Genomic DNA, 14,182 nt, shown 5'->3' with positions numbered 1-14,182 from the left:
GTTTTATGTTAATAACCTCATTTTGAGTTTTAAGTTAAAGATTTCTAAAAGTTATTACTTGGGCATTCTACTAATGTACATAAGATCCTGCATTGATATCAATGGTACATCCTGTAGCGTGATCAGCAAAGCCAGAACAAAGAAGTGTTACCATCGGAGCGATATCTTTTGGTTCGGTCAATGTAGGAAGTGCAATATCATTCAAGGCATAGGCTTCACCGTATTGATCCATAAAGTCTTGAGCCATATCTGTGCGAGTAAACCCAGGAGCTATTACAAATGCCATAATTCCTTCTTTTCCATAATAGCGAGCAATTGATTTGGTGTAGCTTACTATTGCTGCCTTAGATGCCGCATAAGCCAAATAATCTGGAGTATCTCCCCGGAAAGCTGCACGAGAGGAAATGTTGACTATACGGCCATTTTTTCTACTTTTTGCATGCTCAATAAACTCTTTTGTAATAATTGCCAAAGCATTGATATTTACATCCATGGTCTTGAGCCATGCAGCTGTCCAATCATCAGTTTCCGCATCATCAGCAATTGAAATTGCTATCCCTGCATTGTTGACAATTGAATCGATCGGACCATAAGCTTTAATCAAATCTGGAATCCACCCCTTTACAGATGATAAGTCAGAAAGATCGCAAGGAACTAAATGAGATATATTAGGCAAGCGTTCTTGCAAAGATCTTGCTTCTTCAAGGTTACTATTGAAATGAATCAAGACTTCAGCTCCTGATGCGGAAAGTTGCTCGGCAATTCCTCGTCCAATTCCGCGAGAAGCGCCAGTAACTAGTATTCTATGATTTTTTAGTGAAATGTTCATCTTAAAGAGTTATTGGTTATCAGTTATTATGTGGAAATAGTTTACTAAGAAAAATATGGGACTGAATAATAATTAGTCTTTGTGACTTGCAACTAATAACCAATCCCTTAATCCACTTAATTAACTTTTCCAAGCAGGGCTTGGATTTCATCAGACTGCAGGTTACAATTGATCCATTCACCGTCGAGATCTGCACCGTATTTTTTATAGAAATTGATTGCAGGCTCATTCCAATCTAAGACTTGCCACATCATTCCTGAACAGTTGTCTTCAAGACATTTAAGCATTGTTCTATCGAAAAGTAGTTTTCCCGCACCATTTCCTCGCTCCGATTCTGTAACGACTATATCTTCCAAATAAAGTCTGCGCCCTTTCCAAGTACTGTAGCGATAATAGTAAATCGAGATGCCAATAATTTCTCCTGTACTTTTTTTCACAGCTACAAAAAAACCATAAACTGGATTTGCTCCAAAGCCGTCTTCTTCCATCATTTCGACAGTATTGGTGACTTGCTCAGGCGCTTTTTCATAAAGTGCCAGTTCTTTGACCAATTCCAAAACCCTTGGAAGATCTTTCTTTTCTCCTTTTCTTATTTCATACATGTCCGAAAGTAACCAAAATTCTAAAAACCTTAAAATCAATTTTTATCTTTGGATTGGCTAATTTTTGTTCGGACTCTCTAAAATCATTTATCCTATGTTTCTTTCCATTGATGCAGGCAACTCAAATATTGTTTTTGGATTTTATGATGACGAGACCAAGACTTGGAAGTATGAATGTCGTGTGAATACGAGTACTGAGCTTTCTTTAATTCAGATAGAAAAGGAACTTCATCTTTTTTTCTTGGAAAACGATATCAAAATCGAACAGATTGATCAGATTGGTTTCAGTTCAGTGGTGCCAGAAATCAATAGAATGATTGCGCAATTTTGTTCTGAGTTTTTAGGAAAAAGCTGCTATCTGATTTCTGGGAAAAGCTATCAAAAGCTAAAAGTTAGCACCAAAAGGCCAAATGAAATTGGTACTGATTTGATGTGTAATGTAGTCGCAGCCTATGAAGTTTTTATGGATGCTTGTGTTATCGTTGATTTTGGTACAGCGCTTACTTTTACGGTTGTAGATTATAAAGGAGCCGTTCAAGGAGTGAATATTGTTCCTGGTTTGAAAACAGCCATGCGTGCTCTTGTTCAAAATACTTCAAAACTTCCGGAAGTAAAATTAACCCAGCCCAATTCAGCAATTGGTAAGAACACAATCGAATCCATTCAATCAGGATTGTATTTTGGATATTCCGGCTTGGTAAGAGGGATGCTGTTTGAAATAGAGAAGGAATTGGGTCACGCTTCAAAAATTATCGCCACAGGAGGTCTGTCATCTATCATTACCAATCTTAAATCCACTTTTGACATCGTAGATCGAAATTTGACTTTAGAGGGGATTCGATTGATTACCTTATCTAATCTTCATCCTTGAATCCAATTATAATATTTGGATCAGGACATATTTTCTGAAATTTCTCCATTTCTGCTCGAGAACAAACACCCGGAAAATCACCAACTAACCCCATCATAGTCCACATCAGTTGAAAATGTAAATGTGGAGGCCAATCACCATTTTCAGGAAATGGTCCCAAATGGCAGAGCAAATCTCCTTTATTGATATTTTGTCCCACTTCTAAGTTTTCCAAATCGGATAAAGCCAAATGTCCATAAAGACTATAAAAAGTAACTGTTTCTACTTGATGCTCTAAAATGATGGTTGGCCCATAATTACCAAAACCTGCATTGTCTTGAAAACTATGTATTTTTCCGTCTAAAGGAGCAAACACAGGGTGACCTGCTTCAGCCCAAATGTCTACACCTAAATGAATATCTCTAAATGCTTTTTCATTTGTTGCAAATACAGTACTTCTCCTGTAGATCGCCCGATGTTCAAAGTAGCCTCCTATGCCATAAGTTTTGCTGGACTGCTCCAAGATCCCAAAAACATAAGTGTTAAAAGCATCGGTATTTCCCAGATCAATGGTCTCTAAAGTTTTGTTATTTGGAGAAAAATCCAATTTCATTGTATTTGCGCTATCTAGGGCAGTGCCCATGATTGGAAAAACTTCAATCTGATCGAGGAGTGTGTTTAGCATTTTAGTTTATGATTCTAATTCAATGTAAATATAAGAGCAACTTTGATTAATCATGTGTAAATGTACTTCATGAACTGATTTTTGGGAACAGTGAATTTAGGATACAAGGGTAATTTTTGCTATTTTTCACTCTCCCAACAAAATTGACAGTTATGTTTAAAAAAATAGCATTGGCCATTTCTTTTTCTCCTCGCATGGAGGCCTTGATCTGTGAATCAAAGAGATTGAAGGATTTATTTGGTGCCGAGTTGATACTTGTTCATGTGGGAGAACGAACAGCTACTTTGGAGGAAAATCTCAAATTTATGCTTGAAAAGCATGGAGTGGATAAGGATAAGACTACTATTTTATGGGAAACTGGAAACACCGCAAAAAAAATCATTCAAGCTTGCAATCGTGAAGGGGTAGATTTGCTTGTAGCGGGAGCATTGAAGACTGAAGGTTTTTTTAAGTATTATTTAGGTTCTATTGCCAGAAAAATCATCAGAAAAGCAAAATGCTCCGTACTTACTTTGATCGAGCCTCTCGAAGATCCCACCCCATTTGAGAAAGTTGTGATCAATGGGACACAACAAGAGCAAACTCCTTATGTTATTCAAAAAGGAATCGAATGGTGCAAATTAGACAAAGCCAAAAAAGTATATGTAGTCAACGAAATTAAAATGTATGGCTTACAGATGGCGACAGCTGGTGAAGGTGGTGAAGGTGAAATTGCGAGTACCAGGAGAAAGCTCGTGGGCGAAGAGGTGGACTATGTGGAGAATATTTTAAAGACTATAGATAAAGGTGACTTGAAGATTAACGTGAAAATCACCTGTGGAAAATGGGCAGTAGAATTGGCTCGATTTGCCACAGATTTTAATGCAGATCTTTTGGTAGTTGGTGATGAAGGAAACCTTGGGTTTTTTGATCGACTTTTCCCGCACGATTTGGAAGACATCCTCAGCGATCTTCCTTGCAACCTACTGATCATAAAAAAATAAGACAACATGGAAAGTTTATCACATCAAGATGTAGTCAATCTATTTCTGCAGCTTGCTGCTATGCTCTTGCTTGCACGGGTATTTGCTGAAATAGCTCAGAAGTTCAAGCAGCCCGCCGTTGTGGGGGAGTTGCTTGCAGGCATTATTTTGGGGCCAACGATTTTGGGGACTCTGACTCCTGAGCTTTTCGATTATCTTTTTGCTAGTAATCCAAGTGCCAATCTAGCATTGGATGGATTTGTGCAGATTGCAGTTGTTTTGCTTTTGTTTATTGCTGGACTGGAAGTAGAATTGCACTTGGTTTGGTCACAAGGAAAATCTGCTTTGAGCATTAGTCTCTTGGGCTTGGTGGTCCCTTTTATTTTAGGTTTTATATTCCCCTACTATTTTTCAACTTTCTTTGGTCTAGCTGATGGTGATCGCTTGCTATTCTCACTCTTTATGGGGACAGCCATGTCAATTACCGCCCTGCCAGTTGTCGTAAGAATCTTGATGGATATGAATCTCTTCAAGACTAAAATGGGGATGTTAATTGTAGCTTCAGCGATGGTCAATGATATCATTGGCTGGTTGATTTTCTCTGTGATTCTTTCTTTCATGGGCAAAGGCAGTTCACTTTCTTTGGCTCAGACCATTGGTGTAACATTAATGTTTACTTTCTTTATGCTTACCCTTGGGAAAATCATCATCAACAAAGTGCTTCCTTGGGTAAATAAGAAACTTGCTTGGCCAGGTGGCGTGCTTTCTCTTTCTATGGCTTTTTGCTTTTTAGCAGCAGCATTTACAGAATGGCTGGGGATTCACTCGATCTTCGGTGCTTTCCTTTTGGGAGTGGCATTAGGAGACTCAGAGCATATGTCTGAGCGAGCTAAGGAGATTGTACATCAATTTATCAACAATATCTTCGCTCCGCTTTTCTTTGTTTCCATTGGTTTGAAAATCAACTTCTTTACCAATTTTGAAATTTTACTGACTTTAGCAGTCTTGGCGATTTCATTTGCTGGAAAAATTATAGGAAGTGGTTATGGCGCCTTCAAAGGTGGATTTAATATCAAAGAATCCTTAGCAATAGGATTTGGGATGAATGCGAGAGGTGCGATGGAAATTATCCTTGGCTTGATAGCTTTGGAGAATGGCCTGATCGATGAAAAACTCTTTGTGGCTCTCGTTGTCATGGCAATCATCACAAGTATGACAAGTGGACCTTTGATGAAATGGGCGCTGAAAGGGAGCAAGAAAGGGTAGGGGAGAGATGATTGGGCTTTTGAGGGAGTTTAAGATTGGGAAATTGTAAGATTTGAAGGTTGCAAAGTTGGAAGGTTGGAAAGTTAGGTAGTTCTAGTGATATTGATGGTCTTTGTACTAGGTGCAATTAAGTAAGATTTGGAGATTGTAAGATTGGAAAATTATAAGATTGGAAAATTATAAGGTTGGAAGGTTACAAAGTTGGAAAGTTAGGTAGTTCTAGTGATATATTGGTGGTCTTTTTATTAGGTACAATTAAGTAAGATTTGAAGATTGTAAGATTGGAAGATTGTAAGATTGGAAAATTGTAAGGTTGGAAAGTTAGGTAGCTCTAGTGATATATTGGTGGTCTTTGTTCAGGGATAGTTCATTGTACTTTGTTTATCAAATTGAAAGGGTTAGTTAATCGCTAAAAAGAAAGTAGTCTCACATCTCAAATCTCATGTTTCATATCTAAAATAGAATATTTCCGATTTAATTTTGTTAATAAACTTTTAAAAATATAATTAGAAATCTTGTAACTACTCAGGTACATTATTTACTGACCAATATTCAAGTATTTGGAGTCTTGTTGCCCTCTGTGGTGTATTGATGCGTATTTGTATGTGAATGTACGAAAATCAGCTTTAAAGTTGGTTTATCCACATTTTTTTGTGGGGAAAAACAGCGTGGATTATTGGTATTCATGGGATTATGTGCTGATATTCAGGAAACATTTCTATAGTATATTGGACCACAGGGATACGCTTATTCAGGAACTGATCAAGATGAACCTCCAGCTTATGGAGCAGGTCAAGTCTTTAAAATCTAGGGTATCCGATTTGGAAAATGAGCTTGCCCGTTACCGTAATCCCAAAAACAGCCGCAACAGCTCGGTTCCCCCTTCAAAAGACGAGAACCGCCCCAAAAAAAATCAGAGTCTCCGTCAGGATACAGGGCGCAAAACCGGCGGTCAGCCTGGACACAAAGGCCATACCCTTGAAATGACATCCTCCCCGGACATAATAGAAAACCACATCCCTTTATTCTGTACCTGCTGTGGTGGTGATCTGTCGGCGGTTCCAGCAGAACTGTCCTCCAAAAGACAGGTCCTGGATCTTCCTGTGATTAAAGTGGTATGTACCGAGCATAGAATCTTTTCCAAAAACTGTTCCTGTGGAGAAAAGATCAGTGGGTCATTCCCTGACAATATCAATGCCCCCATACAGTACGGGAGCGGTGTTGAAACCATTGTCGGTTATCTGCATGCCAGACAGTATGTTCCCTATAGAAGGATGAAAGAACTTCTCAGGGACTGCTTCGGTATTAATCTCAGCGAGGGGAGTATCGATAACATTATCGGTAGGTTTGCCCGCAAGTCTGCACCAATATATGCAAAGATAAAGACGGCAGTCTCTAAAAGTCCTGTGATAGGAGCTGACGAGACTGGGGCTAAAGTGGATGGAAACAAACAGTGGGTCTGGACTTATCAGACCGAGGAACTCACCCTGTTAGCTATATCTGAATCACGTGGACTTAAGGCGATGAATACACATTTTCCCGATGGGTTCGGAAAGGCAGTATTGTGCCACGATGCATGGAGGGCATACTTCAACTATTCGGAAAACCTGCACCAGCTCTGTTGTGCACATCTGCTTAGGGAGCTCAACTACATTGTTGAACGCTATAAATCTAAATGGGCTGACAGCCTTAGGGCCCTGTTCAGGGAAGCTATCTCACTGAAGAGAAAACTCAAAAAACTATCAGATCCAGAGAATAGCAGGAGTATTGCTTCCATTGAAGAGAAGATGGATAACCTACTCGCCCAACCTGTAGAGTCAAAACATAAAGAAGCAGTATCCCTACAAAAAAGACTCCTGAAATACAGAAAGTCACTTTTTACTTTTCTCTATCACCAAAAAGTACCACCGGATAACAATGCCTCTGAAAGAGCCATACGCAACATCAAGGTGAAACAAAAAATATCAGGACAGTTCAAATCCAACAATGGAGCTGAAAACTTCAGTGTTATAAGATCCGTCGTGGATACCCTGATCAAACGTTCGGGAAATATCTTAGAAAATCTAAATCATATAGCTAATTTACAACCTGAGTAGTTACGAAATCTTTTTTGGATTGGAATTTGTACTTTTGGGTATGTATCAAACAAAACCTAAAAATTATGAATGATTCAAAATTAATGACCAAGACTTCGATGCTTTCGCTGATATTCACCTTATTTATTGGATTTGGTGCCATTGCACAGCAGATGATGCAGCCGCAAACCCAAGTAAACGAGGATTTTTCAGACCAAGAGTTTGAAGAATTTGTAAAAATCAATTTGGTATTGATCCCGCTTCAAGAGAAATCTCAGGGAGATATGATTAAAGCCATCGAAGAAAATGACCTTAAAGTAGAACGATTCCAAGAATTGGCACAAGCCCAACAAGCTGGTACTTTGCAAGAGGTGGCTTCAGGTGCTGAGGAAATGGCAAGTTTCAATAGCGCTGGCCAAAAAGTAATGGAAATGCAACAAGGTTTGCAAACTGAAATCCAACAAGCAATCACTGATAGTGATCTTTCTGAAGAAAAATTTCAGGAGATGTATATGGCTTATACCCAAAGTCCAAAAGTGAAAGAGAAAGTGGATAAAATGATCGAAAAAGAGATTAAATAAGAGCCGATAGTATTTGAGATTGGCATCTAACCCAAAAATGAAGGCCGGTTTTGTTTAAATCGGCCTTTTTCTATGGAGAGAATTGAGAGTACTTATTTTTGATAAGTATCAAGATTTCAATTGAATTCTTACTTTCTATTTTAATGAAATGTTCGGTTCGCATCCATAAATTAAGATTTAAAAAGCCTGTGGTTTTTGATCAAGATCTGATGGAAAACCACAGGCTTTGTGTATTTTATTTTAACTTACCTTCTGTATCTATAAAGTCACCTTTGATAGTTACATTGTTGTTTTTGGTTACTTTACCATATACAGTGATACTGGTACCTTCACCGACAAACTCAAGTGTTGCGCCTGAATTCAAAGTAAGGTCACCGTAAATGACTGCTGAGCCACTAATTTTTAACACAGCATTGTTATTTATATTCAACCTGCTATTTCCTTGGTATCTGCCAAATGAAAAGCTGCCTGACATTTCAAAAAAGCCATTGCTGTTGATATTCATATTATCCTGAACAGCCATAGATCCACAAAAAGTCAATGTGCCACCCACATTGATATTACTCAAAGATGCTGAACCTGAAAATCTCATCACATCGTTGGAATTTACATTCAAATTGCTGCTTCCTCTATATGGGGTTAGATTTTCACAATTCACACCTGGAGCAGGTACGCTTGTAGTTCTTTCAATTTCCAAGATTTGAAGACCTTTAGATCCAGATGCTACGAATAGATGTTTGCCTTTCAATTTCACAAAGTTGGAAGAGCCAAAAAGGGACAGAAGACCTAGGGTTTCTGTTTCATTGTTTGTAGAGATTTCTACCACTTCCACTCCTGCACCTCCATTTGCCATCATCAAAAGTCCTTCGTCAAAAGAAACAGCATTAGTTACAATGTCACCATTTTCTACACCTTCTGGATTAGAAAGAATAGCGATTTTTTCTACCAAAGAACCAGAAGGAAGGCTGTAAACACCAGCTCCTTTTGCTCCTTCAGAAGTGAAAAGAAGATCTCCATCTATATCCAAAGTACGCTTTGAATCTGGCGTGTCTTTGTCCAAATTGATTTTTCCAATAGCATTAAGATTGGTAGCATTCAAAAGCGAAACACCATCTTCGCCACTGAGGGCAGCGAGGATGTTGTTGCCAAAAGCTACATCTCGAAGGTCAGTGATTGGCGTGCTAGCGATCTTGTTATGATTCCCATCAAACAATGCTACAATTCCTCCGTTTCCAGAAGTAACTGCTGCGTGCGAGTTTGTAAAAGTCACGCCAGTTCCTGCGAATCCTTCCAAATCTGATTTCACAAAATCAGATGTAAATTGTCCATTGCCTACACTTACACTAAGGTATTGAGCTGCAGTATTGATTTCCCTCTCAGCATCTACATCGAATGCCGCTGCAATATGTAATCTGCCTTCATGAAATTTGAGGGCATTGATGTCTGCTGTGGTGAAAATTGCCTGGGCTGTGATTTTTGGCTTGGTAGGTTCGGAAATATTGTAAATCTCAACAGCTCCAATGAATTCCGCACCTTCTTTATTGTAACTCACATAAGCGAAATCTCCATCGATATCAACATGTGTTGCTTTCAAAACTTTCCCATTGTGAGTAGGTCCTTCAGCTTGGGCAACAAGGATCATTGGGAATTTACCGGCAGGTATTTCGTCTTCAGAAATCCTACCATTTAGAAAATCAGGCCCAAGTAAACTAACTACACCGGTACCATCTATGCTGATTCTTTCAGAAAGTTGCTCGGAATCAGAATTGATCAAAATATTCCTCTCAAAACCAGGATTTTCTTGTTTCCAGTCACAAGAGAAAGTTACTGCAAGAAGCAGAATAATAGAATAAATTTTTTTCATGTCAATATTTTGTTTTTCATACTCAAATAACTGCTATTCGGAATAAAAGCAATTATTTTCCATACAAATAAGAATATAATTCTTTGAATTACATTATTTAATAAAGGAAAAAGTTTACTTTTTTCTTTAAAAGTGAGGAGGTTACGGAGCGAACTTGCTGTAATTAAATTTTGGGAATTGAGTTGGGTAAAAAATATCGCTAGATGTTATTTTGCCAGTAATTTCAAAAATTAGGGCAAATGATCTGTCTATTTCTTTAAGATTTTGATGTATTCTATTTTTTGTCCCCAGTTGACTTCTAGGATATAAACTCCATGCGGTGATTTTCTGAGAAGATCAGCTATTTTATGTGAGATTTCTTTTAGGTCTTTGCCTTCAACAGGTTTGTGGTTGGCAAGAGAAGTTACAAGTCGGATGCTTAGTTCCTCGTTGTTGTATTCTCTATTATTTATCAATTCAAGGTTGAAAGATTCTCCTGAGGTAGGATTAGGAAATGCCCTCCAAACTCCTTTGGTGATATTCATAGGAGGGATTCTGACTCCAACTACATCACTGTATGAAAAAGATCCAGAGAAATCCACCTGCTTCAACCTATAGTAAGCCATACCACCAAGAAGAGGGAGTTTTTCGTCTATAAAGCTATATTCTTCCACATCATCAGAGTAACCAACCCCTTCCACTTCACCGATTTTCTCAAAAGACTTTACGTTATCTATTGCTCTTTCTATTTCGAAATGTGAGTTTTCCCATTCTTTACCCGTCGCCCAAGAGATTGTTGAGGTTCGGTTTTGTGGGGTGAAGGATGCGTTGAATTCTAGGAGTTCTACGGGGAGGATTCTGAATATTTCATATCTAATTATCACGATACCTGACCCACCATTTCCTCCAGATCGGTTATTACCACCTGCACCACCACCACCACTTCCCGTGTTTACAGCGCCATTTTGGGCAGTATTATTTGCATTTCCTCCATTACCTCCACCTCCAATGCCTCCATTACCACTATTGTTATTTCCTCCTGCACCACCACCTCCGCCTGCAGCATAGTCTGTTTCAATCCCCGAGATTGGGTTCATTATTCCAGAACCTCCATTCCGATTACCATCTCCATTTACACCTGCAGCATTAGCTCCACCACCACCTCCGCCATATTGGTTATCCGAGTTTCCACTAGAGGAAGAATTGCCTCCTAGATTACCATTTCCATTTCCTGATGCGCCGTTTCCACTTTGATTATTACCTTGTGCACCAGCGCCACCACCTGAAGAATTGTTTATTCCAGACAAACCATTTTGCACGTTTGATAAACCACCGCCTCCGCCTCCGCCTGCAATAAAGTTATTGCCGTTATTAAAAGTAGATTGCTGTCCATTTCTTTGAGCAGGAACGGTGGAAGCACCATTACCACCTGCACCTATTGTGATATTGTAGGATTGTCCTGCTGGAATACCAGAAGGAATACTAACTGTTTGAAAAACTACAGCACCGCCTCCTCCACCTCCTCCAGCTTTGTTTGAGTTACCTGAATTTGTTCTTCCACCGGCACCGCCTCCACCAACTATCAAAACTTGATATTCAGAAAGACCCTGAGGAGGTGTCCATGTGCCATCACAGAAATACGTAATGATAACCGCTTCACCATCATTTATAGATTGAGTGACTGTACAGTTTTGACTACATCCAGAGGGATTTATTGAGTTTGTTCTATAGCAAGCTTGGGATCCTATGTTTCCACCCATACTTCCAGTTCTTTCTCCAACAACATAGAATTTTGATGTATTAGATAGGTTGACAGGGTTATTGCTTGATACGTTATGATTTCCATTAACTTGAATGTATGAATTTCCAGAGCCGTTGTATGAACCTCCACCGCTTTGTAAAAAATTATTTGCTACTCTAATATCTGTGTTTCCTGATGCATTGAATAAACCATTACTTAGATTCACATTATTGCTAACTCTTACAAAGGAATTATTCATAGCATTCAAATTCCCACCAGAGCCGAAAATCAAGTCTCTGGTTAAGAATTCACCATTTACATTCAAAGTAGTATTTGAATTGATAGTCGTTGTATTTAGAATAATTAATTTTGATCCTTCTTCAACGTTTATTGTTGCGTTATTTGATACAAGTATTAGGTCTCTAACAATTACAGTACTATTGCCAGTGATGTTGATGACCCCACCTCTATTTACACTCAAAGTACCATTAGGAACATTTAATTCTCCTCCATTATTTACATTAAAAATTACATTGTTTGGGGCAGGTAAGCTTGATCCTGCTGTGTTAAAAGTGACATTTTCTTGAAAAGTTAATTTCCCATTAATTCCATTTACATTCAAAGTTCTAAAATATCCACTACCAAACTCAACATTAGGTTGATTGTAAAAAACTTCGTGATTTATATTTACATCTACTCTACATGCAGCGGCATAATCACTTGTAGAAGGAGGCGCATTCCTAAGAGCTCCACATCCAAATGGATTAGATCTTGTCCAGATTCCAGCTGTGTTCCAATTGCCATTTTGATTACTAGTAAATGTCTGCCCCAAAACCTCTCCCGAAAAAACTAAAAACACAAAAATGCCAACAATAAATGACAGGTAAAATTTTATATTCATACAGTAGGTTAATGTGTAGGTATGGAGAAAATTTAGGCTTGAGGGTGATTCGAATCAGTAGTTCTTTTTTTCAAACAGCTGGTTTTTCTATTACTCTTTTGTACTTTATTAGGTGAATACTACTTGTTTGCTGAAATTGTTTTGGTAATAAATACTAGGGGTGATTGGGCTGGGTAAGCTGGCGCAAAGATATATGAATCTTTATTTTAAAACAAAATAAAAATTCATTCAAAGCTGATTAAATGTATTTTGGTAACTACTCAGGTACATTATTTACTGACCAATATTCAAGTATTTGCAGTCTTGTGCTCCTCTGTGGTGTATTGATGCGTATTTGTATGTGAATGTACGAAAATCAGCTTTAAAGTTGGTTTATCCACATTTTTTTGTGGGGAAAAACAGTGTGGATTATTGGTATTCATGGGATTATGTGCTGATATTCAGGAAACATTTCTATAGGATATTGGACCACAGGGATACGCTTATACAGGAACTGATCAAGATGAACCACCAGCTTATGGAGCAGGTCAAGTCTTTAAAATCTAGGGTATCCGATTTGGAAAATGAGCTTGCCCGTTACCGTAATCCCAAAAACAGCCGCAACAGCTCGGTTCCCCCTTCAAAAGACGAGAACCGCCCCAAAAAAAATCAGAGTCTCCGTCAGGATACAGGGCGCAAAACCGGCGGTCAGCCTGGACACAAAGGCCATACCCTTGAAATGACATCCTCCCCGGACATAATAGAAAACCACATCCCTTTATTCTGTACCTGCTGTGGTGGTGATCTGTCGGCGGTTCCAGCAGAACTGTCCTCCAAAAGACAGGTCCTGGATCTTCCTGTGATTAAAGTGGTATGTACCGAGCATAGAATCTTTTCCAAAAACTGTTCCTGTGGAGAAAAGATCAGTGGGTCATTCCCTGACAATATCAATGCCCCCATACAGTACGGGAGCGGTGTTGAAACCATTGTCGGTTATCTGCATGCCAGACAGTATGTTCCCTATAGAAGGATGAAAGAACTTCTCAGGGACTGCTTCGGTATTAATCTCAGCGAGGGGAGTATCGATAACATTATCGGTAGGTTTGCCCGCAAGTCTGCACCAATATATGCAAAGATAAAGACGGCAGTCTCTAAAAGTCCTGTGATAGGAGCTGACGAGACTGGGGCTAAAGTGGATGGAAACAAACAGTGGGTCTGGACTTATCAGACCGAGGAACTCACCCTGTTAGCTATATCTGAATCACGTGGACTTAAGGCGATGAATACACATTTTCCCGATGGGTTCGGAAAGGCAGTATTGTGCCACGATGCATGGAGGGCATACTTCAACTATTCGGAAAACCTGCACCAGCTCTGTTGTGCACATCTGCTTAGGGAGCTCAACTACATTGTTGAACGCTATAAATCTAAATGGGCTGACAGCCTTAGGGCCCTGTTCAGGGAAGCTATCTCACTGAAGAGAAAACTCAAAAAACTATCAGATCCAGAGAATAGCAGGAGTATTGCTTCCATTGAAGAGAAGATGGATAACCTACTCGCCCAACCTGTAGAGTCAAAACATAAAGAAGCAGTATCCCTACAAAAAAGACTCCTGAAATACAGAAAGTCACTTTTTACTTTTCTCTATCACCAAAAAGTACCACCGGATAACAATGCCTCTGAAAGAGCCATACGCAACATCAAGGTGAAACAAAAAATATCAGGACAGTTCAAATCCAACAATGGAGCTGAAAACTTCAGTGTTATAAGATCCGTCGTGGATACCCTGATCAAACGTTCGGGAAATATCTTAGAAAATCTAAATCATATAGCTAATTTACAACCTGAGTAGTTACGAATATTTTAAA

At 38.9% G+C, this 14,182-nt stretch carries 11 protein-coding genes; 6 read left to right on the top strand and 5 right to left on the bottom strand.

Translation table 11 applies throughout. The annotated features are described in order from the left end of the window. Positions 1-70 precede the first annotated feature (70 nt). Together BELBA_RS02990 and BELBA_RS02985 are read right to left on the bottom strand one after the other, a co-directional pair. Complete coding sequence (locus tag BELBA_RS02990; protein WP_014771276.1) at positions 71-829, bottom strand: SDR family NAD(P)-dependent oxidoreductase; 759 nt, start codon at positions 827-829, stop codon at positions 71-73. 116 nt (positions 830-945) lie between these two features. Further along, entirely contained in the window at positions 946-1,431 is a 486-nt protein-coding gene (locus tag BELBA_RS02985) for a GNAT family N-acetyltransferase (RefSeq protein ID WP_014771275.1), read from the bottom strand. Between the two features lie 94 nt (positions 1,432-1,525). On the opposite strand from BELBA_RS02985, the gene BELBA_RS02980 reads away from it, so the two are divergent. Further along, a complete protein-coding gene (locus BELBA_RS02980) occupies positions 1,526-2,302 on the top strand; it encodes a type III pantothenate kinase (protein ID WP_014771274.1) in 777 nt (258 codons plus the stop codon). Here BELBA_RS02980 and BELBA_RS02975 read toward each other — a convergent pair. Next, entirely contained in the window at positions 2,286-2,966 is a 681-nt protein-coding gene (locus tag BELBA_RS02975) for a peptidoglycan DD-metalloendopeptidase family protein (protein ID WP_014771273.1), read from the bottom strand. The genes BELBA_RS02980 and BELBA_RS02975 overlap by 17 nt on opposite strands. A gap of 152 nt (positions 2,967-3,118) precedes the next feature. Between BELBA_RS02975 and BELBA_RS02970 the strand changes: the two genes are divergently transcribed. The 4 genes from BELBA_RS02970 to BELBA_RS02955 all read left to right on the top strand — a co-directional run bounded on the left by BELBA_RS02970 (position 3,119) and on the right by BELBA_RS02955 (position 7,850). After that, entirely contained in the window at positions 3,119-3,949 is an 831-nt protein-coding gene (locus BELBA_RS02970; protein WP_014771272.1) for a universal stress protein, read from the top strand. A 6-nt stretch (positions 3,950-3,955) separates the two neighbouring features. Further along, entirely contained in the window at positions 3,956-5,194 is a 1,239-nt protein-coding gene (locus BELBA_RS02965; protein ID WP_014771271.1) for a cation:proton antiporter, read from the top strand. A 653-nt stretch (positions 5,195-5,847) separates the two neighbouring features. Beyond that, positions 5,848-7,290, top strand: coding sequence for an IS66 family transposase (gene tnpC / locus BELBA_RS02960; RefSeq protein WP_245531113.1), 1,443 nt, complete (start codon positions 5,848-5,850; stop codon positions 7,288-7,290). Between the two features lie 65 nt (positions 7,291-7,355). Next, positions 7,356-7,850 carry a DUF4168 domain-containing protein gene (locus BELBA_RS02955; RefSeq protein ID WP_014771270.1) on the top strand — a complete coding sequence of 165 codons (495 nt, stop codon included), beginning with the start codon at positions 7,356-7,358 and terminating at the stop codon, positions 7,848-7,850. A 235-nt stretch (positions 7,851-8,085) separates the two neighbouring features. Here BELBA_RS02955 and BELBA_RS02950 read toward each other — a convergent pair whose 3' ends face one another. Beyond that, positions 8,086-9,714, bottom strand: a complete 1,629-nt coding sequence (locus tag BELBA_RS02950) for an LVIVD repeat-containing protein (protein WP_014771269.1) — start codon at positions 9,712-9,714, stop codon at positions 8,086-8,088. Between the two features lie 248 nt (positions 9,715-9,962). Next, positions 9,963-12,335, bottom strand: coding sequence for a glycine-rich domain-containing protein (locus BELBA_RS19565; protein ID WP_014771268.1), 2,373 nt, complete (start codon positions 12,333-12,335; stop codon positions 9,963-9,965). Between the two features lie 388 nt (positions 12,336-12,723). On the opposite strand from BELBA_RS19565, the gene tnpC (BELBA_RS02935) reads away from it, so the two are divergent. Next, entirely contained in the window at positions 12,724-14,166 is a 1,443-nt protein-coding gene (gene tnpC, locus BELBA_RS02935) for an IS66 family transposase (protein WP_157466047.1), read from the top strand. Positions 14,167-14,182: the final 16 nt, after the last annotated feature.

Source organism: Belliella baltica DSM 15883 (assembly GCF_000265405.1).
Lineage (GTDB): Bacteria > Bacteroidota > Bacteroidia > Cytophagales > Cyclobacteriaceae > Belliella > Belliella baltica.
This window is presented reverse-complemented; position numbering and strand designations above follow the sequence as displayed.

Bases quoted from the DNA above. Each gene is read 5' to 3' on its own strand.
- BELBA_RS02990 (WP_014771276.1), bottom strand. From the start codon at position 829: ATGAACATTTCACTAAAAAATCATAGAATACTAGTTACTGGCGCTTCT.
- BELBA_RS02985 (WP_014771275.1), bottom strand. From the start codon at position 1,431: ATGTATGAAATAAGAAAAGGAGAAAAGAAAGATCTTCCAAGGGTTTTG.
- BELBA_RS02980 (WP_014771274.1), top strand. From the start codon at position 1,526: ATGTTTCTTTCCATTGATGCAGGCAACTCAAATATTGTTTTTGGATTT.
- BELBA_RS02975 (WP_014771273.1), bottom strand. From the start codon at position 2,966: ATGCTAAACACACTCCTCGATCAGATTGAAGTTTTTCCAATCATGGGC.
- BELBA_RS02970 (WP_014771272.1), top strand. From the start codon at position 3,119: ATGTTTAAAAAAATAGCATTGGCCATTTCTTTTTCTCCTCGCATGGAG.
- BELBA_RS02965 (WP_014771271.1), top strand. From the start codon at position 3,956: ATGGAAAGTTTATCACATCAAGATGTAGTCAATCTATTTCTGCAGCTT.
- BELBA_RS02955 (WP_014771270.1), top strand. From the start codon at position 7,356: ATGAATGATTCAAAATTAATGACCAAGACTTCGATGCTTTCGCTGATA.
- BELBA_RS02950 (WP_014771269.1), bottom strand. From the start codon at position 9,714: ATGAAAAAAATTTATTCTATTATTCTGCTTCTTGCAGTAACTTTCTCT.
- BELBA_RS19565 (WP_014771268.1), bottom strand. From the start codon at position 12,335: ATGAATATAAAATTTTACCTGTCATTTATTGTTGGCATTTTTGTGTTT.